Annotated in this window: 24 protein-coding genes; 9 read left to right on the top strand and 15 right to left on the bottom strand. The window is 65.9% G+C overall.

Features of this window, described 5'->3' with window-relative positions; all coding sequences use genetic code 11:
• Positions 1–161: 161 nt before the first annotated feature.
• The 4 genes from B2U11_RS06400 to purC all read right to left on the bottom strand — a co-directional run bounded on the left by B2U11_RS06400 (position 162) and on the right by purC (position 3,027).
• Positions 162–1,397, bottom strand: a complete 1,236-nt coding sequence (locus tag B2U11_RS06400; RefSeq protein WP_292070657.1) for an MFS transporter — start codon at positions 1,395–1,397, stop codon at positions 162–164.
• Positions 1,398–1,468: 71 nt separating this feature from the next.
• Positions 1,469–1,948 (bottom strand): YbhB/YbcL family Raf kinase inhibitor-like protein, encoded by a 480-nt coding sequence (locus tag B2U11_RS06395; protein WP_292070655.1) that lies wholly within the window; start codon positions 1,946–1,948, stop codon positions 1,469–1,471.
• A gap of 69 nt (positions 1,949–2,017) precedes the next feature.
• The gene (purS, locus tag B2U11_RS06390; RefSeq protein ID WP_292070654.1) at positions 2,018–2,269 is read right to left on the bottom strand and encodes a phosphoribosylformylglycinamidine synthase subunit PurS; all 252 of its coding nucleotides are present in this window, start codon (positions 2,267–2,269) and stop codon (positions 2,018–2,020) included.
• Positions 2,269–3,027 carry a phosphoribosylaminoimidazolesuccinocarboxamide synthase gene (gene purC / locus B2U11_RS06385; protein WP_250201548.1) on the bottom strand — a complete coding sequence of 253 codons (759 nt, stop codon included), beginning with the start codon at positions 3,025–3,027 and terminating at the stop codon, positions 2,269–2,271. Before purC ends, purS begins: the two co-directional genes overlap by 1 nt.
• A gap of 274 nt (positions 3,028–3,301) precedes the next feature.
• Here purC and B2U11_RS06380 point away from each other — a divergent pair, with 274 nt between their 5' ends.
• Entirely contained in the window at positions 3,302–3,625 is a 324-nt protein-coding gene (locus B2U11_RS06380) for a DUF1476 domain-containing protein (RefSeq protein ID WP_292070652.1), read from the top strand.
• 180 nt (positions 3,626–3,805) lie between these two features.
• Here B2U11_RS06380 and purU read toward each other — a convergent pair whose 3' ends face one another.
• From purU to purB, 4 genes are read right to left on the bottom strand one after another with little or no spacing between them, the layout of a single operon-like run.
• Positions 3,806–4,660, bottom strand: a complete 855-nt coding sequence (gene purU / locus B2U11_RS06375; RefSeq protein WP_292070650.1) for a formyltetrahydrofolate deformylase — start codon at positions 4,658–4,660, stop codon at positions 3,806–3,808.
• On the bottom strand, positions 4,660–5,172 hold the full coding sequence (locus B2U11_RS06370; protein ID WP_292070649.1) for a DNA-deoxyinosine glycosylase: 513 nt from the start codon (positions 5,170–5,172) through the stop codon (positions 4,660–4,662). Before B2U11_RS06370 ends, purU begins: the two co-directional genes overlap by 1 nt.
• A 2-nt stretch (positions 5,173–5,174) precedes the next feature.
• A complete protein-coding gene (locus B2U11_RS06365) occupies positions 5,175–5,909 on the bottom strand; it encodes a 2OG-Fe(II) oxygenase (RefSeq protein WP_292070648.1) in 735 nt (244 codons plus the stop codon).
• Positions 5,910–5,913: 4 nt separating this feature from the next.
• Positions 5,914–7,212, bottom strand: coding sequence for an adenylosuccinate lyase (gene purB / locus B2U11_RS06360; RefSeq protein WP_292070647.1), 1,299 nt, complete (start codon positions 7,210–7,212; stop codon positions 5,914–5,916).
• Positions 7,213–7,277: 65 nt separating this feature from the next.
• Between purB and B2U11_RS06355 the strand changes: the two genes are divergently transcribed.
• The 4 genes from B2U11_RS06355 (at position 7,278) to B2U11_RS06340 (ending at position 10,741) form a co-directional block, all read left to right on the top strand.
• Entirely contained in the window at positions 7,278–7,922 is a 645-nt protein-coding gene (locus B2U11_RS06355) for a glutathione S-transferase (RefSeq protein ID WP_292070645.1), read from the top strand.
• A 175-nt stretch (positions 7,923–8,097) separates the two neighbouring features.
• Entirely contained in the window at positions 8,098–9,333 is a 1,236-nt protein-coding gene (locus tag B2U11_RS06350) for a tyrosine-type recombinase/integrase (RefSeq protein ID WP_035308713.1), read from the top strand.
• 701 nt (positions 9,334–10,034) lie between these two features.
• The gene (locus tag B2U11_RS06345; protein WP_054764216.1) at positions 10,035–10,421 is read left to right on the top strand and encodes a hypothetical protein; all 387 of its coding nucleotides are present in this window, start codon (positions 10,035–10,037) and stop codon (positions 10,419–10,421) included.
• Between the two features lie 98 nt (positions 10,422–10,519).
• Positions 10,520–10,741: a hypothetical protein gene (locus B2U11_RS06340; RefSeq protein ID WP_035308709.1), complete on the top strand. Its 222-nt coding sequence runs from the start codon at positions 10,520–10,522 to the stop codon at positions 10,739–10,741.
• An 18-nt stretch (positions 10,742–10,759) separates the two neighbouring features.
• Here B2U11_RS06340 and B2U11_RS06335 read toward each other — a convergent pair whose 3' ends face one another.
• The 3 genes from B2U11_RS06335 to B2U11_RS06325 form a co-directional block, all read right to left on the bottom strand.
• Positions 10,760–11,665, bottom strand: a complete 906-nt coding sequence (locus B2U11_RS06335; RefSeq protein WP_052005029.1) for a hypothetical protein — start codon at positions 11,663–11,665, stop codon at positions 10,760–10,762.
• A gap of 83 nt (positions 11,666–11,748) precedes the next feature.
• On the bottom strand, positions 11,749–14,985 hold the full coding sequence (locus B2U11_RS06330) for an error-prone DNA polymerase (protein ID WP_054764215.1): 3,237 nt from the start codon (positions 14,983–14,985) through the stop codon (positions 11,749–11,751).
• A gap of 68 nt (positions 14,986–15,053) precedes the next feature.
• Positions 15,054–15,683, bottom strand: a complete 630-nt coding sequence (locus B2U11_RS06325) for a hypothetical protein (RefSeq protein ID WP_035307865.1) — start codon at positions 15,681–15,683, stop codon at positions 15,054–15,056.
• 185 nt (positions 15,684–15,868) lie between these two features.
• Here B2U11_RS06325 and B2U11_RS06320 point away from each other — a divergent pair, with 185 nt between their 5' ends.
• The 3 genes from B2U11_RS06320 to B2U11_RS06310 are packed head-to-tail and all read left to right on the top strand — an operon-like array spanning position 15,869 to position 19,595.
• On the top strand, positions 15,869–17,050 hold the full coding sequence (locus B2U11_RS06320) for an ABC-three component system protein (RefSeq protein ID WP_035307863.1): 1,182 nt from the start codon (positions 15,869–15,871) through the stop codon (positions 17,048–17,050).
• Positions 17,051–17,084: 34 nt separating this feature from the next.
• A complete protein-coding gene (locus tag B2U11_RS06315; RefSeq protein WP_199683723.1) occupies positions 17,085–17,534 on the top strand; it encodes a three component ABC system middle component in 450 nt (149 codons plus the stop codon).
• 3 nt (positions 17,535–17,537) lie between these two features.
• A complete protein-coding gene (locus B2U11_RS06310; protein WP_035307860.1) occupies positions 17,538–19,595 on the top strand; it encodes a DUF3732 domain-containing protein in 2,058 nt (685 codons plus the stop codon).
• 12 nt (positions 19,596–19,607) lie between these two features.
• On the opposite strand, the gene B2U11_RS06305 is transcribed toward B2U11_RS06310, so the two are convergent.
• Positions 19,608–21,128, bottom strand: coding sequence for a Y-family DNA polymerase (locus B2U11_RS06305; RefSeq protein WP_054764214.1), 1,521 nt, complete (start codon positions 21,126–21,128; stop codon positions 19,608–19,610).
• The gene (locus B2U11_RS06300; RefSeq protein ID WP_035307855.1) at positions 21,043–21,801 is read right to left on the bottom strand and encodes an ImuA family protein; all 759 of its coding nucleotides are present in this window, start codon (positions 21,799–21,801) and stop codon (positions 21,043–21,045) included. The genes B2U11_RS06305 and B2U11_RS06300 overlap by 86 nt, the downstream gene beginning before the upstream one ends.
• Positions 21,802–21,999: 198 nt before the next feature.
• On the opposite strand from B2U11_RS06300, the gene B2U11_RS06295 reads away from it, so the two are divergent.
• Positions 22,000–22,578 carry an SOS response-associated peptidase family protein gene (locus B2U11_RS06295; RefSeq protein ID WP_035307852.1) on the top strand — a complete coding sequence of 193 codons (579 nt, stop codon included), beginning with the start codon at positions 22,000–22,002 and terminating at the stop codon, positions 22,576–22,578.
• Positions 22,579–22,591: 13 nt separating this feature from the next.
• Here B2U11_RS06295 and B2U11_RS06290 read toward each other — a convergent pair whose 3' ends face one another.
• Both B2U11_RS06290 and B2U11_RS06285 read right to left on the bottom strand, forming a co-directional pair.
• Complete coding sequence (locus tag B2U11_RS06290; RefSeq protein WP_224764257.1) at positions 22,592–23,770, bottom strand: DUF3363 domain-containing protein; 1,179 nt, start codon at positions 23,768–23,770, stop codon at positions 22,592–22,594.
• A gap of 379 nt (positions 23,771–24,149) precedes the next feature.
• Entirely contained in the window at positions 24,150–25,088 is a 939-nt protein-coding gene (locus B2U11_RS06285) for a DUF2493 domain-containing protein (protein WP_035307847.1), read from the bottom strand.
• Positions 25,089–25,230: the final 142 nt, after the last annotated feature.

Below are 25,230 nucleotides of genomic sequence, written 5' to 3'. Positions count from 1 at the left end.
GATATGGGTGCGGATCGCCTGAAGCTCCGACTTCACCTCGACGAGGCCGTCATCCATTCGATCCAGGCGAGCCTGCATCGATTTCAGCACTTCGTAGATCAGTTCGTTGGTCACTTCGGCCATGCCGCCATTCTAGCAGACTTGCCCTGCCGATGAAACGTTCAGGTTGCAACGGAAGGTTCGGCCGTTGCCGCGCGGCGTCCCGTCAGCCAGGCGATGAGGAAGATGGCGAACCCGCCCAGGGACAGGCCGACGCCCACCCAGGCAGTGGAGGTCCAGCCGTATCCGGCGGCGATGGCCATGCCGCCGAGCAGGGGGCCGATGGCGTTGGCGGTGTTGAAGGCCGAATGGTTCAGCGCCGCCGCCAGGGTCTGGGCGTCGCCGGCCACGTCCATCAGCCGGGTCTGCAGCACCGAGCCCAGGCCGCCGCCGCCGCCGATCAGCAGCACCACCGACAGCACGGCCCACAGGTTCGACGCGGCGAGGGGATAAAGGGCCAGGGCCGCCGCGCTCCACAGCAGCAGGCCGCCGGCGGCCTTGAAGCCGACGTGGTCCGCCGCCCAGGCGCCCAGCAGATTGCCCAGGAACATCCCCACGCCGAAGACGGCGAAAATCCAGGGCATGACCTCCGATCCCACGCCGGTCACGGCCTGCAGCGTGGAGGCCAGATAGGCGTAGACCGCGAACATCCCGCCGAAGCCCACGGCGCCGACGCCCAGGGTCAGCCAGACCTGGCCGCGCTTCAGGGCGCCCAACTCGCGCAAGGGGCTGGCGTCCGGGTGCGCCGGATCGCGCGGCGCGAAAAGGGCGACCAGCGCCATGGTCGCGACCGCCAGGGCGGCGACGATGGCGAAGGTCCAGCGCCAGCCGTGTGCGTGGCTGATGACATTGACGACGGGAACGCCCAGCACCGTGCCGATCGTCAGGCCCATCAGGATGGTGGAGACTGCTCGGGTTCGTAAATGCAGCGGCACGACGGAGGCCGCAACCAGGGCGGCGACCCCGAAATAGGCCCCGTGCGGCAATCCGCTAAGGAAACGGAACGCCAGCATCCAGCCATAGGTCGGGGCCAGGGCGCTGAGGCCGTTGCCGATGGCGAACAGCGCCATGAAGACGATCAGCAGCACCCACCGGGGCAGCCGCGCGCCCAGCACGGCCAGGATGGGCGCTCCGACCACCACCCCGGCGGCGTAGGCGCTGATGACGTGGCCGGCGGTCGGCGCGTCGACGCCCAGGCCGGCGGCGAAGTCGGGCAGGACGCTCATGGCCGCGAACTCGGTCACGCCGATGGCGAACCCGCCCATGGCCAGGGCGACCAGCACCAGGGCGACCTGGCCCGCCGTCAGGGGGAGAGGCGTCAGGGTGTCGGAATCGACGACGGCGCCGCTTGCGGCCATGAGGGACCCGTGGAGAAGAGGGAGGGATGTTGCGCTGCAACATAGGCCCTCGCCCCCGTCGATCAACCGGCTCAGCCGCGGTTTTCGTAGGTCGCCGTCAGCGAGGCCTTGGCCAGAGTGTGGAAATGCAGGTTGAAGCCGAAGACGGCGCCGGAGTTGTCGGCGGTGACGTCCAATGCCTCCACGTCCACGGCGAAGACGGTGAAGATGTAGCGGTGCGGGCCGTGGCCGGGGGGCGGGGCGGCGCCGCCGAATCCGGGCTGGCCGTAATCGGTCCGTCCCTGAATGGCGCCTGACGGCAGGTCGCCGCCCGGCGAGCCGGCGCCGGTCGCCAGTTCGGTGACTTCTGCGGGAATGTTGGCCACCGTCCAGTGCCAGAAACCCGAACCCGTCGGGGCGTCGGGGTCGTAGCAGGTGACGGCGTAGCTCTTGGTCCCTTCCGGCGCGCCGGACCAGGCCAGGTGGGGGGAGGTGTTTCCCTTGGCGTGGACCTGGGCGTCGGGCAGCACGCCGCCGTCGGCGATGTCGTTCGAGATCAGGGTGAAGGTCATGGCTGCTCCGTTCTAGGCTCCGTGCCTAAACTGGGATCAGGCCGCGGCGTTGCAAGCTGCGGAACGGCCTCAGGCCGTTTCGATGCGGTAGCCTTCGATCACCGTGTTGGCGAGCAGTTGTTCGCACATCTTCCTGGCCTCGGCTTGCGGGTCTTCCACGCCGGCCAGGTCGAACTCGATCAGCTTGCCGACACGGGCGTTCGAGACGCCGGTCCAGCCCAGGCCCTGCAGGGCGCCCTCGACCGCCTTGCCCTGGACGTCCAGCACGCCGGGCTTGAGGAAGACGTAAACCTTGACCTTGGTTGAAGCGGTGGGGGCCATCAGTGCAGCCCCCCCTGGATGACCGTCGGCATGCCCTTCATGATGCCCAAGCGTCGCGCGACCTCGGTGTAGCTTTCGATAACGTTGCCCAGGTCGCGGCGGAAGCGGTCCTTGTCCAGCTTCTCGCCGGTGGCCGCGTCCCACAGGCGGCAACTGTCGGGGCTGATCTCGTCGGCCAGGATCACGCGGCTGAAGTCGTTCTCCCAGATGCGGCCGAACTCGATCTTGAAATCGACCAGGGTGATGCCGACGGCGCCGAACATGCCCGACAGATAGTCGTTGACCCGCACCGTCATGGCCAGGATGTCGTCCAGTTCCTGGGTCGAGGCCCAGTTGAAGGCCGTGATGTGCTCTTCGGTGACCATCGGGTCGTTGAGCTCGTCCTTCTTGAGGTAGAATTCGATGATCGAGCGGGGCAGGGCGGTGCCTTCCTCGATGCCCAGCCGCTGGCTCATCGAGCCGGCGACGATGTTGCGGCACACCACCTCCAGGGGGATGATCTCGACCTCGCGGATCAGCTGCTCGCGCAGGTTCAGCCGCTTGATGAAGTGGTTGGTCACGCCGATGCCGTTCAGGCGCGACATGATGAATTCGCTGATCTGGTTGTTGATGACGCCCTTGCCTTCCAGGGTCGCCTTCTTCTGCGCGTTGAACGCGGTGGCGTCGTCCTTGAAGTACTGGATCAGGGTGCCCGGCTCGGGTCCCTCGTACAGGATTTTGGCCTTGCCCTCGTAGAGCTTCTTGCGCTTGGTGTTCATCTCAGGTCCGCCTGCGCTCGCCAGAAACAAAAATCGCGCGACCCAGAGCGGATGGGAGAACCCGGTCTCGGCGGCGCGTTTCGGAATCGGTCGGGCTGGTAATCTCGGTTCGGCGTCTCCTTAGCCGAAGCGGGCACGCGATACAAATGAGGTCGCGTTCGTCCACGGGTCATCACGCCTCACCCTGTGGAAGTCAGGTTGCGTTCGGACGGAAGGGGGCTATAGACGGCGCTTGCTCCGGCGGGACCGGGGCGTACGGAGCTTGCTGAGCGAAATGACGACCTTCGACGATCGGGAACAGGCCTTCGAAGCCAAGTTCGCCCTCGATCAGGAGCAGGAATTCCGCGCCACCGCCCGGCGCAACAAGATGCTGGGCCTGTGGGCCGCCGAGAAGATGGGCCTCTCGACCGACAGCGCCGATCAATACGCCGCCGCCGTGGTCCGCGCCGACATGGAGCAGCCGGGCGACGAGGACGTCTTCCGCAAGGTCGCCGGCGACTTCAAGGCCTCGGGCCTGACCGTGTCCGAGGGTGAGTTGCGCTCCAAGATGGACGAGTTCGCCTCCATCGCCCGCGAGCAGATCCGCGCCGGCGAATGATCACTCGGCCTGCGGGCCGACGCTGAATGTCGAAAGGGCCGCACCCGGGGGAAGTGCGGCCCTTTCTTTTTCCGGGGACGTTGGGGGATGTCTCGCCCGGTTACTGTGCGTCTCGCGCCCCAGAAGAACACCACGTCGCGCGATTGGTTCACCGGCGACGCGAAAAATTTTCGAAGGCCCTCAATCCTCGAACACGACGGTCTTGGAGCCGTGCAGCAGCACCCGGTCTTCCAGGTGGCGACGCACCGCGCGGGCCAGGACGCGCCGTTCGATGTCGCGCCCCCGGCGGATCAGATCCTGGGGCGTGTCGCGGTGGCTGATCCGCTCCACGTCCTGTTCGATGATCGGCCCCTCGTCCAGGTCGGCGGTGACGTAGTGGGCGGTCGCGCCGATGACCTTTACTCCGCGCGCATGGGCCTGGTGATAGGGGCGCGCGCCCTTGAAGCCGGGCAGGAAGGAATGGTGGATGTTGATGCAGCGCCCGGCCAGCCGCCCCGCCAGGTCGTCGGACAGCACCTGCATGTAGCGGGCCAGAACCACCAGTTCGGTCCCGGTCTCCTCGATCAGACGCAGCAGCTCGGCCTCCTGCGCGGCCTTGGCGGCGACGTCGCCGGAGTTCTTCAGCGGCAGATGATGGAAGGGCAGGTCGCCCAGGTCGACATGGCCGATCAGGTCGCGCGGATGATTGGAGACGACCGCCGTCACCGTCATCGGCAGTTCGTCGATGCGCCAGCGGTACAGTAGGTCGGCCAGGCAGTGATCGAACCTGGACGTGAGGATCATCACCCGGCGCGGCTCCGGCGCGCGCAGGGTCCAGTCCATCTCGAACCGTGCGGCCAGGGGCGCGAAGGCCTGGCGCACCGCCTCGGCCGTGTCCCCCTCGGCCGGTTCGAACACCACCCGCATGAAGAAGGTCCCGCTGACAGCGTCGCCGAACTGCTGGGCGTCGGAAATGTTGGCGTCGCGCTGCATCAAGAGGCCGGAGACCGCGGCGACGATGCCGGGGCGGTCCGGGCAGGAAAGGGTCAGGATCATCAGGAAACGGAGCCGGAGGGGAGGAACTGTTCCAGTATGGCCCAGCTTCGCGCCTTTTCCGACAACGATCTTGCGTGCGCGGGGCTGGACGACGGCAGATCGACAAGGCGCAGGCTCGACCCGGCCAGGATGCGCCGCCCCACCCGGGCCGCCAGTCCGCCGTTGAAGGCCACGGCCCTGAGCTGGGGCAGCTCTTCTACCAGACTCTTCAGGTCAGCGGCTTCGGGTGAGCGGATGGCCGCATCCAGGCTGCCGGACCGTTCGGCCGAGGCGATCACGTCCCAAAGACCGACCCCGCGCGCCAGCAGGCGCGTCAGGCGGTCCTCATAGGGCAGGACGCCCAGGTCCTCGCCCAGCACGCCGCCGACCAGGGGCCAGAAGACGTTGCGCGGATGGGCGTAATATTGCGCCGCCCTCAGCGAGGCGTCGCCGGGCAGGCTGCCCAGGATCAGCAGGCGGGTGTCCGCATCGACGACGGGCGGGAAGGCGCTAAGCCGGGGGCGCTCATCCACGACTACTGGTCCGAACGAAACCATCCCACGACGGAAAGCCTGGCGCCCTTAGCATAAGGGGCAACTGGCGCAACAGAGTGTAAGGTTGGGACCTTGAAAACCGTCAGGGTGTTCCAGCGCGGCGCCAGACCCCGCGTAATGTCTCCGGTGTTGGCGTCGTGAAACAGCAACTGTCCCCCCCAGTCCGAACGCCAGCGCGAGGTGAAACCAAGGGTGTAGGCCGCGACGCGCTGCACATGCTGATCGCTATGATCGACATGCAGGCCAATGAAATCGCCTGGACGATAAAGCGTCGCTTGCGAATCCGCCCAACGAATCGTGGGGTCGCCAGTAAGCGCCCGCCCGAACTGTGTGAACTCTGGCCCCATCAAGAACCCGGTCAGCGGATGGATGGGATGGTTGGGATGCTGACCGCCCACATGGGCCGACACCATGCCGAAGGTGAAATGGATGAAGCCGTAATCCTCGCCAGATCTCTTGATCAACTCATCGATCTGAGGCCGCAATTCCTGAACCTTATGCCCCTGGAGGTCCTGTGCCGGAATTCTGACCGGCTTGCTATCGGGCCCGTAGAACGTCAGCGACCAAGGCAGGGATGTCTCGATGATCTCGCCTAGCCTTTCGGCCACCTCCTTCTCGAAGATGTCGGGGATCTGCACCATTCCATCGCGGGCGTAGATTTCGGCGTAGTCGGCGACTTTAAGTGCGGGATTCAGGCGCAGGATCGGGTCGGTCATCCATTCAGTCTCCAAAAACCCGCGCAAACACTGTGTCCACGTTCTTTGTGTGGTAGCCGAGGTCGAACAGGGCCTCCAGATCGGCGTCAGGCAGGGTGACGCGGGCGTCGGCCTTCAGGAAGTCGATGAAGCGGCCTTCGCCGCGCCAGACCTTCATGGCGTTCTCCTGGACCGCCGCATAGGCGTCCTCGCGGCTGATCCCGGCCTGGGTCAGGGCCAGCATGACGCGCTGGGAGAAGACTAGACCGCCCAGACGATCCAGGTTCTTCTGCATGTTCTCGGGATAGATGTTCAGACGCTCGATCACTCCGGCCAGGCGGTGCAGGGCGAAGTCCAGGTGGATGGTGGCGTCCGGGCCGATGCCGCGCTCGACCGAGGAATGGCTGATGTCGCGCTCGTGCCACAGGGCGACGTTCTCCATCGCCGGGGTGACGGCCGAGCGGACCAGACGGGCCAGGCCGGTCAGGTTCTCGGTCAGGATCGGATTGCGCTTGTGCGGCATGGCCGACGAGCCCTTCTGGCCCTTGTCGAAGAATTCCTCGGCTTCCAGCACTTCGGTGCGCTGCAGGTGGCGGATTTCCACGGCCAGGCGCTCGACCGACGAGGCCACGACGCCCAGCGCCGCGAAATAGGCGGCGTGGCGGTCGCGCGGGATCACCTGGGTCGAGACGGGTTCGACCTGAAGCCCCATCTGGTCGGCGACATACTGCTCGACAGCCGGATCGACGTTGGCGAAAGTGCCGACGGCGCCGGAGATGGCGCAGGTGGCGATTTCCTCGCGGGCCGCGACCAGGCGGCGACGGGCGCGCTGGAACTCGGCGTGATAGCCGGCCAGCTTCAGGCCGAAGGTGACGGGCTCGGCGTGGATGCCGTGCGACCGGCCGACAGTGACTGTGTATTTGTGCTCCTTGGCGCGGGTCTCCAGCGCCTTGAGCACGCGGTCGACGCCGTCCAGAAGAAGGTTGGTCGAGCGCGCCAGTTGTACCGCGAAGCAAGTGTCCAGCACGTCCGAGGAGGTCATGCCCTGGTGCAGGAAGCGGGCTTCCTCGCCGACGATCTCGGACACATGGGTCAGGAAGGCGATGACGTCGTGCTTGGTGGTGCGCTCGATCTCGTCGATGCGGTCCGCGTCGAAGGTCGCGTCCTTGCCCTTGGCCCAGATGGCGTCGGCCGATTCCTTGGGGATCACGCCCAGCTCAGCCATCTTGGTCGCGGCGTGGGCCTCGATCTCGAACCAGATCTTGTACTTGGTCTCTTGCGACCAGATAGCGACGGCGTCGGGGCGGGAGTAGCGCGTGATCATGGGCGCCCGTAAAGGCTTCGCGGGCCTTCGTGTCAAGGAAGGCGCAAGGATCGGGAGACTGAGGCATGGAATTGGTCATCGGCCCCAGGGCCTATTCGACTTGGTCGCTTCGCGGCTGGCTGGTGATGAAGGCGACCGACGCCGATTTCGCCGCCATCGACGCCCGCTACGACACGCCCGAGCAGAAGGCGGCGCTGACGGCCCTGTCTCCGTCCGGCTTCGTGCCGGCCCTGCGCATGGACGGAGAGGTGATCTGGGACACGCTGGCCATCGCCGAATGGGCGGCCGAACGCTATCCCAAGGCGGGCCTGTGGCCGAGCGATCCCACGGCGCGGGCGCTGGCCCGGTCCGTCACGGCCGAGATGCATTCCGGCTTTCAGGCGCTTCGAACCTTCTGCGGCACGGGGCCCGACCATCCGATGGTCGGCGACGCGCGGGCCGAGACGCCCTCCGATCCGGCGCTGGATCGCGACCTGGCGCGCATCGTCGGCCTGGTGCGCCACATGCGGGGTCGGTTCGGCCAGGGCAGCCCCTGGCTGTTCGGCGCCCGTTCGATCGCCGACATCTTCTACACGCCGGTCGCCGCCCGGGTGCGCCATTTCCAGATCGATCTGGACGCGCACGGGGACGATGGGACCGCGCAGGCCTACATGCAGAGCCTGCTCGCGCATCCGGATTTCCGACAATGGGACATAGAGCTCGAACCTTAGGGTTCTTTTCAGTTGCTCGAAATGGCTCAAACACCCTTGTGGTGGGCAGGTTCAGGGTTCGTTCTTTTACCGCTGATTTCTCGATTATCCTCCGAAATCCTCCCGGCTGGTGACCATGTGGTGACCAAAACCGGGACCAGAAACGGGACCCCTCGTGGGCCCGAGGAGAGATCGAATGGTTCAGAACCCGAGGTCCGGAAAGATCACCAAACGCCTGGTCGACGCCCTGACGTCTGAAGGGGTGCGCTTCACCCTCTGGGACACGCAGCTCAAGGGTTTCGGGGTGCGCGTCGCCGTCAGCGATACCAAAACCTACGTCGTTCGATACAGGACGATCGGCGGCGCTGACCGCCTCCTTCACATCGCTCGCCATGGCGTCGTGACCGCCGAGGAAGCCCGCGAACGAGCGGCCGCTGTACTGGCCGAAGTCGCGTCAGGTGGTGACCCTCAGGGGACCAAAGTCGAACGACGCGAAGAACTGACCATGTCGGAGCTCTGCGACCTCTACATGAAGGAGGGCGTGACGATGAAGAAAGCGACGACCCTTCGGATCGATCGCATCCGCATCGCCCGCCACATCAAACCCCGCCTGGGCAAGATGAAGGTCACCGATATCGGCCGAGCGGACATCGAGCGGCTGATGGTCGATGTCGGGTCGGGACGCATTCGTGGAGAGGCGACGCCGCACACTCGCGGCGGTATTCATGCGGCCTCGCGCACGGTCGGACTGCTGGGCGGTATCTTCACGTTCGCCGTTGAGCGGGAGTTCGTGAAGACCAACCCCACGCGAGGGGTGAAACGCTACAAGGACAACCGTCGGGACCGCTTCCTTTCCCCGGCCGAACTGGCCCGGCTCGGCGATGTCCTGGCGGAGCTCGAGAAGCATGGGGGCGATCCGCGCCACATCAACATCATCCGCCTGCTGGCGCTGACCGGCGCCCGCAAGAACGAGATCGCCAGGCTCAAGTGGTCGGAGATCGACCGCACCATGGGGATGCTCCGGCTGGAGGATTCCAAGACCGGGGCGAAGGTGATCCGTCTCGGGAGCGCGGCGCTGAAGCTGATCGAGGGCCTGCTCTCGAACGGGAGCATCTACGTGTTCCCGGATCGGAAGGATCCCAAGCGTCCGATCGCCAATCTCGACTGGGCCTGGGTCGGCATCCGCAAACGCGCCGGGATGGAAGACCTGCGGATCCATGACCTTCGGCACAGCTTCGCGAGCGCCGGGCTGGCCGGCGGCGAAGGGCTTCAGCTCATCGGCAAGCTGCTCGGCCACAGTCACGTCAGCACCACAAGTCGATACGCCCACCTGGCGGACGACCCGGTCCGTGCCGCCGCCGACAGGATCAGCGAGAGCGTCGCCGCCTCTCTCGCGGGCTGGTCGGTTGAAGACGGACAGACGGCCCATTGAAAGACGGCCGCCCGGCGGGTCGCCGGGCGGCCGAAGTTGTCGCGATGGACTGGGGAGCTAGGCGCCCTCGTGAGCGGCCTCGCCCCAATGTCCGGCCTGGCGAGGCTGGCTCGACGAAGACCGGAGGCCCGAGAGCTGGCTGCGCGCCCACTCGTGCAGCAGGCTCTTGGGGTAGTAGGGGGTCCGCCCGAGGTGGGTGCAGGGCGGTCCGTCAGACCGGGTGCAGAACACCTTCGCCAGTGTCGACGGTGACCGGCGGATGCCCATACGTAGAAGCTCGGTGGACGCTTCCTTGCGGGTCAGCAGCATTTCCTCAGTTCCGTGAAGATGTAGACCGGCCATGTGGCGCTCCTTTCCGTCTGAACCAGAACTGCAACCAAGCAAGCATCGACGGAAATAAACCGCAACCGGCGGACGTAGAGAACTGATGGACGGAATGAATAGGTGACCTGTTCGATCTGTTTCGGCCTGTTCCGATCTGGTTCTGAGTAAGGAAATCGATCACAGCCTTGTGAGATGGGTCGCTTATGAACTTCGGTTTTTCTTGGATCCCGCGGAGAAGCAAGACATCAAGCGGTGGTGAATGAAGGTGGCCTTGGCGTTGCCCTCGAGTGCGGACATAGTCGAGCGGGCTTTTACGCCCATACTGGTGAACCACAGCCGTTCAGGGGAACTGCATGTCTAGCTTCACGGATCGAGCCATGAGCGCCGAGGTATCGCCCGAGCTTTTTGCGGCGTCGTTGGAAGCCATCGGCGAACTGCCTGCGGATCAACGTGGTTCGTTCGAAGGTCGCGCCTTCCGCCTGTTCAGACTACTCGAGGAGCGTGACGAAGCGGATGAGGCAGCGCTTAATGCCTTTGCCATTCAGCTTCGGCTGGAGGCGCTCGCGCGGTTGCATGATGATCGTGGTCTGCGAGCCTGGACGCTTCCGGGGGACGCCGAAGGCGCTGACTACATACATGCCGACGTAGTGGCTGCCGCGGCAGTTGAGCCGCTTCTGGCGATCGATGATCACACAGTCGGATTCGATCTCGAGTCTTTCCGCGCGCGCGTGCTGGCCGACGCGGCTGTGCGCGGACACGCCTAGCCGGGACATCCTTCGTCATGCCAAGGCGCACAAAGTCACTGAAGCGAGGTGCGGCCGGCGACGCGGCCCCCGCAGGAGATATTGCGACGCGCGCCGGCGTGGTCGCCCAGCGCCTGCTCGCGGAGCGCGGCCTCCACTATCTCGAGGATATGTTACCCGACGATGCCCGAGAGTTGCTCCGAGCGGCTTGGCGTGAGGCCGCCGAACAGATGTTCGAAGGGCGTGACCTCGATGTTGTGCAGGCGGAAATCGACATCATGATCGACAGCCTGGATATGACCGAGCCGCCACCGCCCATGCATCGGTCCGAAATGCACTGACGCCTGCGGCATCACCCCTCATCGCGGTGGAGAGACGATGACCTTCACGTCAATCAGGCCGGTCCGTGGTTTAGACAGATCGGACTGGAAGCCTGCAGGGTTTTTCAGGTGGTTGTCGGGATCGTAAACGAGGCAGATGAGCCGGTCGACTTCGCTGTTACCGCCGTAATCGACAAAGTCGTTGGCGAGTTCTTTCTTGATCTTGGTCGTGTCGGACTTGCGGACGTATTTGAGTTCCACCATCGCCCGCAGCGGTTTGAGAAAGAACTCGCACCTCGACGCGCTGCCGGCGACGGATGGGCTCCATTCCTCTTCACGCACATCCGGGAAGTAGGCGGCGAGGATCGAGCGGAACAGGTATTGGCAGTCCCACTCGTCCTTGATGGCATAAACCGCTCCACCGTGCGGGTGGGTCTTCAAAGCAAGGACACTCTCGTGGAAACGGCGGGCAAGTGTGACGATCAGGTCCAGATCCGCGGTTTCGGAACTGACTGTGGCAGCGGGTGGCGAGGGTTTGCGTGCCAAGGTGTAATCAATGGCTCCGAGAACGTGGAAAACCTGCCGGCGGGCGACGTCGACGATGTGTGGTGCGCCGACGATCTTGTGCTTGAGTTCGTAGGCGGCCTGCTCCTCGTCGAGGTCGTCGACCATTGCCTGCACGAAAGCCCGGTACGCTACGAGCCCCTGCTCAAATCGCTCAGGTGAGGCGAACATCTCATTTGGGATCCGGACGTCCGCCACAAACTCCTCGGAGTAGTGGTAGAGATTGGAAATGATATCGCGCGATGTGCCATGCCATGGATCCTTCCAGGACCCTGGGTAGCCCTTCGCATCTTGCATGGCGCCGCGAAACTCATCGTCGATCGCGATGCGGGCTTTACGAAGATACTCCAGGCTCTCGACTGCCCACTCCATCTTGTCCATCAAATAGCCCCGGGGTTGGTCTCGTCCTTAATGCGGAGCTTTAGGATGCCGTAGGCGGCTGGGAAAGTGGTGCGATCTCATGCCTACCGAAAGTCCCGCGTCCTGACTCGAATGCCCTCGAGCGACAGGTCCGGAATGTAGATGTCCCGGGCCTTGGGTGTCCGGGCGTCCGGCTTACTGCCCCGATAGACCTCGTCGCCCCGCCCATGCGGCAACCGGAACTCGCCCCTCCGGCCCAGCGACGCCAAGAGGTCCGAGCCGTCGTGCAGCCGCTCGGCGACGATGTGCACCACCTCGCCTTCGCGCTGCACCCTGCCGTCGACCACCAGCAGGCTGGCGCCCAGCACCACCCGCCGCTGCTGCTCGTAGAGGCTCGGCCAGATCACTAGATTGGCCACACCGGTCTCGTCCTCGATGGTGATGAACATCACCCCCTTGGCCGATCCCGGCTTCTGACGGACCAGAACGAGGCCGGCGACCCGGGTCAGGCGGCGGTCGCGCATGGCCGTCCCGTCGGCGCAGGTCATCACATGCCGGACCTGGAGTTCGTCGCGCAGGAAGGCCAGCGGGTGGTCCCGCAGCGTCACGCCCACATGGGTGTAGTCCTCCACCACCTCCTGACCGGCGGGCATGGCCGGCAGGGCAGCATCAGGCTCATCCACCTCCGGCACGAGTTCGCCGGCCTCCGCCGAGGCCGCCGCGAACAGCGGCAGGGGATCGTCGCGGAGCGCCTTGATCGACCACAGGGCGTCGCGGCGGGACAGGCGGAGCCCCTCCAGAAAGGCGTCGGCCTCGGCCAGTCGCGTCAGGGCCCCGACGGGCGTCATGGCCCGTCGCCACAGATCGTCGATGCCGGCGAAGGGCCGATCCCCGCGGTTCGTCACCAGCCGGGCCGCGTCCCCGTTGGCCAGGCCCCGCACCATGCGCAGTCCCAGCCGCACCGCGAACCGGTCCTCCCGCTCCGTGGGCTCCAGGGTGCAGTCCCAGCGACTGGCATTGACGCAGACCGGCCGCACCTCGACCCCGTGCTCGCGGGCGTCCCGCACGATCTGGGCCGGCGCGTAGAACCCCATCGGCTGGGCGTTGAGCAGGGCGGCGCAGAAGACATCGGGATGCCAGCACTTGAGCCAGGAGGAGGCGTAGGCGATCAGGGCGAACGACGCCGCATGGCTTTCCGGGAAGCCGTAGGATCCGAAGCCTTCCAGCTGGCTGAAGGTCTTCTCCGCGAACTCGGCCGTATAGCCCCGCTCGACCATCCCTCCGACCAGCTTGTCCTTGAAGTGGCTGACCCCGCCGGTGAATTTGAAGGTCGCCATGGCGCGGCGCAGCTGATCGGCTTCCGACGCGGTGAATCCGGCGCATTCGATCGCCACCCGCATCGCCTGCTCCTGGAACAGGGGCACGCCGAGCGTCTTGCCCAGAACCTCCTCCAGTTCCGGCTTGGGAAAGACGACCGGCTCCTTCCCCTCGCGGCGCCGCAGGTAAGGATGGACCATGTCGCCCTGAATGGGGCCCGGTCGCACGATGGCGACCTCGATCACCAGGTCATAGAAGGTGCGCGGCTTGATGCGCGGCAGCATGGCCATCTGCGCGCGGCTTTCGATCTGGAAGACCCCGAGCGTGTCGGCCTTGCGGATCATGGCGTAGGTCTTGGGATCCTCGGCCGGGATGGAGGCCAGGTCCAGATCCATGCCCTTGTGATCGCGCAACAGGTCGAGACCGCGCCGCATGCAGCTGAGCATGCCCAGCGCCAGGACATCGACCTTCATGAACTTCAAGGCGTCGATGTCGTCCTTGTCCCATTCGATCACCTGACGATCCTTCATCGCCGCCGGCTCGATGGGCACGAGATCGTCCAGCCGGTCGTCGGTCAGGACGAACCCGCCGGGATGCTGGGACAGGTGGCGCGGAAACCCGATCAGCTGTCGTGACAGGTCCAGCGCCAACCTCAGACGCCGGTCCTCCAGATTGAGGTTCAGCTCCTCGGCGTGCCGATCCTCGACCCCCTCCGACGAATAGCTCCAGACCTGGGACGAGAGGGTCTTGATCAGGTCTTCGGTCAGGCCCAGCGCCTTGCCGACATCGCGCAGGGCGCCGCGCGAGCGGTAGCGGATGACGGTGGCGCACAGGGCGGACCGGTCCCGCCCATAGGTGTCATAGATCCACTGGATCACCTCCTCGCGGCGCTCGTGCTCGAAGTCGACGTCGATGTCCGGCGGCTCCTTGCGCTCCTGACTGACGAAGCGTTCGAACAGGAGGTCGTTGCGCCCCGGATCGATGGAGGTGACGCCCAGCACGAAGCAGACCGCCGAGTTGGCGGCCGACCCTCGCCCCTGACACAGGATGTCCCGGCTGCGGGCGAAGCGGACGATGGAGTGAACGGTCAGGAAGTAGGGCGCATAGCCCAGGGTCTCGATCAGTCCGAGCTCGTGTTTCAGCGCCGCCCGCACCTTGTCAGGCAAGCCTTCCGGATACCGGTCCGCCGCCCCCGCCCAGGTCAGGGCCTCCAGCGCCTCCTGCGGGGTCTGTCCCGCCGCCGCCTCGCGCGGATACTGGTAGGCCAGCTCGTCCAGGCTGAAGCGGCAGAGATCGGCGATCTCGACCGTGCGCGCTAGGGCCTCCGGATAGCGCGCGAACAGTCGGTGCATCTCGCCCACCGGCTTCAGGTGCCGGTCGGCCGTCCGGCTCCGGCGAAAGCCCACGTCGTCGATGGTGCAGCCTTCCCGGATACAGGTGACGACATCCTGCAGGATCCTGCGGTCGGGATGGTGGAACAGAACGTCGTTGGTCACCACCGTCCGCACCGCCGCGGCCCTCGCGGCTTCGCAGAGCTGATGCAGTCTCATCTGGTCGCGCGGCCGCCGATGCAGGGTCAGGGCCAGATGGGCGTCGTCGCCGAAGACTTCGACCAGATGCACCAGGTTCCGACGCGCCGCCGTCAGGCCGTCGGGGACCAGCACGGCGATCCATCCTTCGCCCCAAGTCTCCAGGTCGTCCCACCCGAGCCGGCATCCGCCCTTGCCCGCCCGCCGCTTGCCCACCGTCAGCAGGCGACAGAGCCGGGCGTAGCCCGCCCGGTCCCGGGGATAGACGAGAATCTCCGCCCCATCCTCCAGCACGAGACGGCAGCCCACGATCAGCCGAACCCCGGTCGCCCGCGCTGCCTCGTGCGCCCGGACGATGCCCGCCAGACTGTTCCGGTCCGTCACCGCCAGCGCGTCGAGCCCACAGGCGGCCGCCTGGGCAAACAGCTCCTCGCAAGAACTCGCCCCTCTCAGGAACGAGAAGTGGGACGCGCATTGGAGTTCGACGTACGACATGGGCCCAACGGGAGGTTTGTTCCCGTTATGTTCACATTCTTCGACGCCAGGAAAGCGAGATCACTTTCTTATTCAGGGGGCGGTGGCGTGTGACCGAGGGCGATGGCCTTCTTTCGCTGGGCAGGACTAAGCGCTGCCCAGAACCTGTGCACGCGTCCAGTGGGCATCGACTGTAAATCGTCGATGTGCTGCTGACGTTTGAGCTCGACCTTGAAGAAGCTGGGCTGGTGGTCGATCCCATTGGTCTTCAGACGCCAGAAGACCACGTTTGCGTATTTCGGCGTCAATGTCCCGTGCCGCTTGTAGTATTCCAACGCGCCTTCAAGGATCGCGTTGTTCTCCGCAGCAGCCAGCTTCTCCAGCGCGGCGATGCAGGCCTTGAGCTGCATCTCATTGGTCAGTTCGGTCAGTCGCCGCTTGGCCTCCTGTGGCGTCAGTCGGCGTCCTTCCTGGACGATGGCGACGTCGAACTTCAGAATGCAGTGTGACCCGACCCAAAGGGTCTCGTCGGTCCGCTCGTTGCCGATCTCGAAGTGGTAGCGGAGCCCTTCCTGACCGCAGAGGCGACAGGTCTCGACCGGCGCGCCGTGGTCCTCGGTCCGCTCGGTGAACCGCCATTCGCGGAACGCCGCAGGCAGGGTTTTGGCGATGGACAGGGGCAGGATGCTGTCGCGCACCCGGCTGGTGTAATGCTCCACGTCCCTCGCTCCCTTCCGGCCCGATCGATAATCTAGACGTGCAACGCAGACCGACGCTATCCCAACTGTCGAGGCTGCCGGGATTAAAAAGTCTTCGTTCCAGCCAGCTATTGGCGTTCTTGCAGGAATCCGTACAACTAACCGCTGTCCGGCGAAGCGGAACGCCGTTGAAGTTAGGGTCGGGGTTGGCGGCGATAAACAACACGGCGGCGCCGCAGGCGGCCGGCTACATCCTTCAACTCGAAAGGGCGCTTCACCATCTGGCCCATGCCGGTGTGGGGGCCGTGATCGCCGTGGAACATCTGGACGACGTGGTCGTCCTCAAGGATGGTAAGGCCGTCGTTCAGGAACAGGACAAGAGCACGGCGACGCCCAGCGCCCGATTGCTCTCTGACCGCAGCAAGGCGATCTGGCGCACGCTGGAAATCTGGTTGCTCCAGCAGGAGACGCCTGAGGCGATCGCCTGCGAGCGATATCTCTTCTTCGTCAATCGGCCTGTGGAGACGGCCATTTCCACCCTCTTGAAGAAGCGCAAGCTTGGCGAGGCGAGCGCGGCGCAGGTGTTGGTCGCCCTGCGAGCCGAAGGCACGGCGCCGTCCAAGAAAACGACCAAGGTCACACAGGCGCAGGCCTTGATCGACCGGGTGCTACAACGCTCCGACGACGAACTGCTCGACCTGATCGGACGCATCGAGATCGTCGAGGCCGGCGACCCGGCAGAGGATCGCGCCGCCATGGCGAACGGCCTCGGTTTGAGCCCCAGGGCGAATGCGGAGGACATTCTGGACGGCCTGCTCGGATGGCTGACGCGGCTGGTGCGTGAGGAATGGAATGCCGGGCGTCCCGGAATGGTGTCGCGTGCCGCGATTCTACTCCAGAAGGATGCCCTCCAGGCTCGCCAGGCGCGGAGCCGCCTTCTTCCGAGGGCGGCCTCGGATGTACGGGTGTCCGACGCCGATCGTGCCGGCGCCTTGTCGCGGACGTTTGTCGAGCACCTCGGCCGGATCGAAGCCCAGGATGAGGATGTTGTCGACGCCGTCGATCATTTCCTGAAGTTCAATGCCGAAAAGCACCGGCTCGTCATCGAGGGCGAGGTCGCCGACGGGGAATGGCGCGATCGGGGTGACCGCCTGCGCACCCGATGGCAGAATTTGATGCGGCGCCGAACCCGGGAGATGAAGCCCAAGCCGCCGACGGAGATCGGACAAGCCGTGCTCGCCGACGCCACTTATGATCACCAGGAACCGCTGGATGGTCAGCCCTGCGGCGAGCTCTACATGACGTCCGGCCACTACCACCGCCTGGCAGACGAGAATCAGGTCTGGTGGGACCCTAACTATTCCCCGGAGCCCTCCGGTGAAGATTGATCACGAGGAACTGCTGGCCAGAAACCCGGCTCTGATGGCCAGCGCCTTCTGGCATGTCGCCCAGCGCCACGCCGGCAAAGCCCATGGCGCGCCGCCGATCCTGCCCATCTTTGTGGTCAGCGCCGCCCTGCTTCTTCACCGCGCGACGGTGGACAAGGTCCACGGCATGAATTTCGACAGCGGGTTCCTCAAAGCCGTCGTGGAGCGGCCCGACTTGCTCGCCGGCCTGCAACGCCGTGTGGAGGCGCATGCCGACACCGCGCTCAAGGCGCTGCAGGTGGGTGTCGCCTCGGGCCTTCTGATCCGCGAAGGCGGAGAAGGCTTTCCTCGCTTCAGGGCGATGAGCGGCGCCGATCTTCCGCAAGCTATCCGGGATCTCGACCCCCCGGTCTCTCACGTCCTGAGCGCCGCCAAGCGGCTCGGGACCTGGTTCGCCATGGACGGCTTTGAAGCCGCCCAGCGACAGCTGAACATCGAGTTCTGACCCATGAAGCTCTTCATCCGCGAAATCATCATCTGGCCGGAAGACGTTCGCTTCGAACCCCGGACGCTGACCTTCGACCCGGGCGCGGTGTCGGTGGTGACCGGATGGAGCGGCACTGGCAAATCCTCGATCGTCAACATCATCGACTATGTGCTCGGGTCGGGCTCCTGCTCGATCGCTGTCGGTGTGATCCGCAACGCGGTTTCTTGGTTCGGACTAACCATCGAAACCGACGCCGGCCTTATGAGGATCGCCCGCCCTAAGCCGGCGGCGCGTCAGGTGTCCGAGGAGATATGGCTGCAACAGGGGCCTGAGGTGGAGCAGCCCCTGCCCATGCGCCCGGCGGCGAACTCCAACGTCGCGCGTCTTAAAGCGCTGCTCGACATCTATTCCGGCCTGTCCAATCTGGCGCTCGATCCGGAGAAGGACAAAGGCTTCGGCGGGCGGGCGAGTTTCCGCGATCTGGCGGCCTTCAACCTTCTGCCACAACATGTCGTGGCCAATCCCTACACGCTCTTCTTCAAGGCGGACTCTTCGGAGCATCGCGAGACCTTGCGCCACGTGCTGCCTCTCGCTTTGGGGATCGTGACCAACGAAGACTTGGTGAGACTCCATCGCCTTCGGCTGCTGCGTGACGAATTACGCAAGGTCGAGACAGAGCTGCGGACCCGGCGCAACGCCATCGACAACTGGAGCGCAAACGCACGCGGCGCCTTCTTCCGCGCCCAGGAGCTCAGTCTCGTGCCGCCCGGAGAGCCGCCCGGAGACCTGCGCGGGCTGCTCTCGGTGCTCGCCGAGGTGGTCGCCGCCGGCGGTCAATCTGTCGCCGCTCCTGGCCGGGTCACGGCTGCGGTGACCCGGCTGGACGACATTCGTCGTCAGGAGCAGGCGCTCGACCAGAAGATCGGCGCCGAACGGCGTCGCCTACGCAAGCTGCGCAGCCTTTCCCGAGCGGTGGTCGACTATGCCGATGTGCTGGCTGAGCAGTCGGCGAGCGTGAAAGGTGTCGGCTGGTTCAAGGCTCATGTCGCGGGAGAGTCCTGCGTTCTGTGTGGATCGGACACCGAAGCGGCGAAAGACGCCCTGGAGGAACTGAACGACCCGATCGCTGAGCTGCAGAGCCTCTCGACTGGCGCGACGACCGCTCGGCCTATGGTTGATCGTGACCTTATCGCTGTTCAGGGCTCCCTGCTTCAGGCGGAAAACGATCTTCAGGCCCTGCAACGCACCCGACGCGAGTTCGAGGCGCAGGTCGATAAGGAACGCGGCCAGTCGCAGAGCCTGGAGAACATCTTCAGATTTATCGGATCGACCGAACAGGCCTTGCGCATGCTCGGGGATATCCAGGGTGACGAGGGTCTGGAGGCCCAGGTCGCCAAACTTCGCGGCGACATCCGGGATATCGAGCGGCAAGGCAACGACGAAGAACGCCGCCGCCGCGCTTCGGACGTCCATGCCCGTATCTCAAGCTACATCGTCCGCTTCATCGAGCATCTCGGGATCGAAGGCGCCGAAGGCCGGCCCATGCTCGATGAGCGCGAGCTGAATCTCCGGTTCGAACGCGAGGGCGCCAAGGGCGCGGATTTTCTCTGGGAAATCGGCAGCGGCGAGAACTGGATGGCCTACCATCTCGCCGCCCTGCTCGCGCTTCACGGGGTCTTCCTCAATCGTCTCCAGAACAATCCGGTGCCGACCTTCCTCGTCATAGATCAGCCGAGCCAGGTCTATTTCCCGAGCGACACCTTCGAACAGATCGTCACCGGCGAAGCCGATCTTGACGAGCCTGGAGAGTCGATTGGCGCCGCTCGTGGGCGCAAAGGTCGGCTCGGCGATCTGGAGAGTACGCGCAAGATTTTCGCGAGCCTCGCTCGCGCGCACGGGTCGTTCAACTCCCGCCTGCAGATCATCGTGCTGGATCATGCGGACCATCATGCATGGGGCGACATCGAGGGCGTCAAAGAGGTGGCCAACTGGCGCGGCGAGGCCGATTTCCTCATCCCCTCGCACTGGTTGGCCGACGAGGCCGCTCCCGACGCGCCCAACGAGGTGACCCCGGATTGACGCGACAATCGATCACCCGAACAGTCCATGGATAAACCAGGCTTGCGACCCCGTCCGACCATCTTCGCCGTCGCCAGCCCGGAACAACCAGAACCGCCGCCCCACCTCATCCTCAACCTGGAAGTAGTCACGAACGGCCCAGACCTCGGCGTCCCGCCGTCGCCATTCTCCGAATATCCTTTCAGGGCCGTCCGCGCGGACTACCCGACGCCGTACGCCTCGCCATGTGAAGTGGGTCGGGGGATTGTCGGGCAGCAGGGCCATGGTCTCGACGGGCTCGGGCCGCTTCAACAGGCGTGCGGGACGCGGCCAATCCGGCGTCCAGTCCAGAACCGGAGCGACAGAAAGGGGCGGCGCCTTGCCGACGGAGCGCTCGGGCACGTCGCTCTCGACCGGGACCAGTCGATACAGGCGCTGGGCGCCGATGCGGTTGGACAGCATATCGACGAGATCCGACAGGTCTGGCCCCTCGGTCTCGCCCAAGGCGCTCTTGCCCCACCGCCAATCGAGGGGTTCGGCCTGGACTGCGGACAGGGTCATGCGCTCGATGCCGAACCCCGGATCGATCTTTTCGATCCGGTCGGTCAGCAGGCGCGACAGCCGGGCCGCATCCCGGGTCGGTCGGGCCAGGCCCACCCTCTGCGCCTCGACCCGGTTGTCGACACGGACGCACAACCAGTCCAGCCGTCTGGCTCCCAGGCTCAGGATCTCCAACGCCGCGCACAGTTCCGAGGCGAGCGCCGTGACATGGCGCTCGAGGGTCTCCGGCGCGCCGATCGGCTCCCCGAACACCCGCGACACCGTCGGGATCTCCGGCGCCTCGACCGGGACGAGCGGCTCGTCCACACGCCCGTAGGCCTGGTCGATGCGACGGCCGAGGTCATGACCGAACCGGAGCGTGAGAGGCGCGCGAGGCCGATGTGCGACGTCGGCGATCCGGTCGAAGCCCATCCGGTGCAGATGCGCGATCAACGCCTCCGGAAGCCGCAGCGCCGCCAGCGGCAATCCTGCGATGGCGGCGTCGACGGCGTCGGGCGCGATCATACGGTGCGCGCGTCGGAAGCGGACCACGGCATGGGCGGAGCCATAGGTCGGACCGATCGCGGCGTCGGCTTCAATGCCTTCCTCCTTCAGGCGTAGGATCATGTCCGCCAGCATGGCGGCCTCCCCGCCCTGAAGGTGGGCGGCCCCGGTGGCGTCGATGGCGAGGCCATCCGGCGGATCGGGCTGGCAGACGGGGGCGTACCGGCGCATGGCCCAGACGGCGAGACGACCGAGCGCGGCCTCGTCGCCCGCCGGATCCGCCACCCGAACGTCGAGGCCGGGGATGAGGGCCTGAGCCTGGGTCGCCGCCATGCCGACGCGTGCGCCCTGGGCCAGCGCCGCCGTGTTGGCGGCGAGCACGATCCGACGGCGCCCGGACCGACCCGCGAGGATCAGGGGAAGCTCAGGCGGCGGCGCGACGTCCGCCAGTCCGCGTCGCAGACGATCGACGGACCAGTTCGGCAGGTAGAGCGAGACGACCCGTCTCATCACAGGCTTCCAAGGTGAAATCCGCGGCCTCGGCGCCGCGACAACGGATGAGTTCGACGAACCAGCGCGCCCGCCCCACGCCGGGCACGGGCAAGGGCGAGGAGGGGGCCGGGCTGATGCGCCAGCGCGTGGCGGAGGCGGTGTGCTGACCGAAGTCGGCGGCTTCCGAAGCCCGTCGCCATCGGCGCACCGCCAGACCCAGGCCGCCCGAGTCTTCGGCGGCCAGTTGCAGCCGTCGGGACGCGACGAGACTGAGGCGGGCGGTCTCGGCCACGACGGCGGCCAGACCGGGATGACGAAGGCCTTCCTCGAAACAGGCGAGAAGGGAAGGCTCGTCCCCGGCCTCGACATAGATCACCCGGTCCGGCCCCAGACCGGCCTGACGCAGGGCCGGTGCGAAGAGGTCGGGGCGGGTTACGCACCACAACACCTGGCCGGGCCGCCGGGCGGCGATGCCTGCGGCGAACAGGGCGGCTGCGGCGCCGTCCACGGCCTCCTCGCCGCCGCCTGCGATCTCATGAACGGCGCCCAGTGAAAGACCGCCGCTGGGGAGATGGCGATCGAGATCTTTCACGCCGAAGGGCAACACCCCGGTGGTGTTCCGGCCGCCCTGTTCAAGGGCGCGGATCCGATCGCGCAGGATGTCGAGCCCGGCAGGCAGGCGGGCGCGCATGAGAAGCCTCCTGTTCCCAAGGCTGACGAATGTTCCTGTAATGTTCTGGTTCTGTATGATGCGAAGAGTCAACCTTCGCTCATCTCTTATCCCCTTCGCCGGACGACCTGTGGACCGCGCGCCAGGACGGCCAGGGACGGTCGCCGCTGGCTTTTTCAGCGAAGTCGGCGATCAATGGGGCGGTAGACGGAGGTCCGCATGTGCAACGAGTATCAGCTCATCCTGCCGTTCGACGAGGTGATCGAGACCTTCAACCGAACCGGCGACCGTCTCGTCTTTCCCGGCGGCATGCCCAACTTCGGACCCATGGCCTCGATCCGTATCGGCGACCGGGCGCCCATCATCACGCGAGGCCCCGATGGCTCGCAGCTGATCGTGTCGCCCTGGGCCTGGAAGTCGCCACAGGGAAGACCCGTGTTCAACTTCCGATCCGACGGTCGATCCTTCGACGGCGTCACCCGCTGCCTGATCCCCACCGACGGCTTCTTCGAGTTCACCGATGCCGAGCCGGGTCAGAAGCGCAAGACCAAGTGGCGGTTCACCATGGCCGACGCGCCGATCTTCTGGGTCGCCGGCCTGGTTCGAGACGGCGCCTTCGCCATGCTGACCACCGAGCCGGGACCGGACATCGCCCCCTACCACGACCGCCAGATCGTCCTGCTGAGACCCGATGCGGCCCTCGATTGGCTGGACCTGCGCAAACCCGAGGCCGAGCTGCTGCGCCCCCTGCCGGAAGGCAGCCTGTCTGTCGAGAAGGTCTTCCCGGAAGCGGCATGAGTTCGGCAAATCGTCACCGACCCAGATCCTGACCCAGATGCTTGCCGCTGAGGACCTGGGCGAAGCCGCGCGCATCGAGCGAAAGCGTGACCGCTTTTCCCACGGTTGGCGGGGTCTCGCCGACACCCAGCCGCCCATAGTGTTCGGAGCCGTCAGCGGCGCGCACCACCACATAGGCGGAGCCGCCCAGTTCGTCGTGGAAGCCGGTCTTCACGACCTTGCCCTGGACCGGCGCCTTGCCCAGCTGTTCCGCCGACCGCGCGCCGTCAAGACGCCGTTGGTTGAGGGTGCGAATGACGTCCTTCGAGAGCTGCAGCCTCCGAAGTCGGGCTTCCATATCCGGGGCCAGCCGGAAGCGCCGCCCTGTTCGTTCGGCGAGGCCCAGGGTCTCCAGATGGCGCAACCGTCCCCGGGTCAGCGCCGTCCAGGCGTCAGTGCCCCCGATCCCGTCATCGACACAGCCGTTGTTGTCCGCAGCTGCCAGGAGACGGCGGTCGAAGGCGGTGAACCGGTCGGCCTCGGTCTCACGCCAGACCCGCCGTTCGGCGTCCTGACGGCTGAGGTCGCCGAGCCGCTCCTGGGCCACTTCCTGGGCCCGGGCGCGAAAGCCGTAGCCGATGTAGTCGCGCGGAATCACGAGGTCCCGGCCGTCGCTTCTCCGGCCGCGCACAAGCACATGGGCGTGCGGCTGGTCGGTGTCGAAATGGCAGACGGCGATCCAGTTCAGACCCGGTTCTCCAAGGTCGTCGGCGACCCTCGACATGACCTCCCTGGCGAAGCCCTGGAGGTCCGAAATCCGATCGCCGTGCTCGGGTGAAATGATGAAGCGAAAATGGTGCCTGTCCTTCGCCCAGCACTCCGTGGCGCCGGTCGGATCGACCCTCTCACGCACCGGTCCGAAAAAGGCCGCGCGCTCGCCGTCCTCGCCCGCGCCCATGCGGCCGAGATAGGCGATATGGGCGGCGAGCGCCGCGCCCCGGGCGAACCCCTTGCCCATGTGCCGGGACACCAGCGCCTTGACCGTGACGCGCTGCCGGACGTCGAGACGGAAGGGACGACCCGAGCGGTTCTGGGCCGCGCGCAGACACCCGGCGCGGTCCCCGTAGGCGAACAGGCGCGAGGCCGCGAGCCTCTGGAACATGGCGATCCGGACGCTGGTCTTGTCCGACTTCAACCTCTGCGGAAGGCGCACTTTCAAGGTCGAGACGTCATCCTTTGACGCTTGGGCGAGGCGTACCTCAATGGCGGTTCGGACCTGCATGATCGGGGCTCCGGCCTGTCGTCGTCGCGGAATCAGGCGTCAACTCAGCGCAAGTCGACGTCGGTCTCCGCAATCCTCGCAAGTGTCTGCCCGGGCTCAGGAAAACAGAAGGCCAAAACCCCTCTTTTATCTTGCCCTAAGCCCTCAATCTGACGATTTCCAACCAGCCTCTCCAACAGTGAACACAGCCGATCAAACCTCGGCAAGACCCAGGCGACCCCGGCGTTCAGACCGCTTCGGGTCCGCCGGATGACAAGAAAAATCCCGCCCGGCCGAAGCCGAGCGGGTCATTGATCCAGATCGTGATGTCTCAGGCGGCCCGGGCCTTGATGGGCACGTGCCGCAGCCCGTTCTCCATCGCCTTCTGGCCGAGGTTGAGCGCCGGTCCGAACGGCCGCTGATCCTCCCGCACCCCGGCCAGCGAATGGACCAGGGTCAGGCAGACCTCCGGCTCCAGCGCGATCAACTCGTCGTTCGCCCGGAAGGGAGCCGCCTTTCCGTTCCTGTCGAAATCCGCCCGGGCGAGGATCAGCTTCACCCCCTTCTGCTGGGCCCATTTGATCGCCAGCTTCTCGGAGCCTTTCGCCCCGGTCGTCGCCAGAGCCATGTCCGGCCACTCCCCCTTAGCCCAGTTGAGGGCGTCGAAGATCCGCCCGGCGTCCTCGGCCGTGTCCGCCATCGGCGCGCCCCGGAAGGCGACGACCGGACCGCCCGGATCGGCCTCTCCGGACCGACGATTCCGGATCGCCCGGATCGCCTGTTTCGCCTCCAGCTGCGCCGCCGTCAGATGGGTGCCGCGCCGTGATCCCCGCCAGGCGGTCCAGACCTCCCCGGTCGCGATCGTCCAGGTTTCGGAGGCCGCATCCCGGATCAGTTCGCAGGCCTGCGTCGCCGCATCTCCGGATCTCGCTTTCGCCGTTGCGTCCTGAAGTTCGACATCGGCCGCTTCCGATCCGTCGAAATCCCGATCCAGGGCGCGCATCGCGTCACGGGCGCGGTCGGCGTCCCGTTCAATCCGTCCCGCGGCCGAGTGGAAGGCGCCGATAAGCGCTTCGCCGAGGATCGTCTGATAGTCCTCCAGAGCGGTGTCGGAGATCACGTCCACGAGCTCGGTCATGAGCGCGCGCCCCAGCTGGATCAGGGCGTCCTCGGTGGGGTGCGGACGCGCATCCCCCAAGGACGCGGTCAGGTCGTCGAAGGCGGAGTCGGTCTTCGAAGAGGCGGAGAAGGCGGTGTTGAAGTGGGTCATCGAACCATTCCTTTGAAAAGAGACTGTCGAAGCGCCCCATGCGCAACGACCCCGGCTTTGGCCACGGCGGGGTCCTCGGCAGTCACCGGAGCGGAGGGCCGCTTGCCCTCCGTGGAGGGGAACGGCGCAGCCGTTGACTTCC

The sequence above is a fragment of the Brevundimonas sp. UBA7534 genome, from assembly GCF_002479325.1.
Classification (GTDB): domain Bacteria; phylum Pseudomonadota; class Alphaproteobacteria; order Caulobacterales; family Caulobacteraceae; genus Brevundimonas.
Note: the sequence above shows the minus strand (reverse complement) of the source record. Positions and strands in the feature narration are given on the sequence as shown.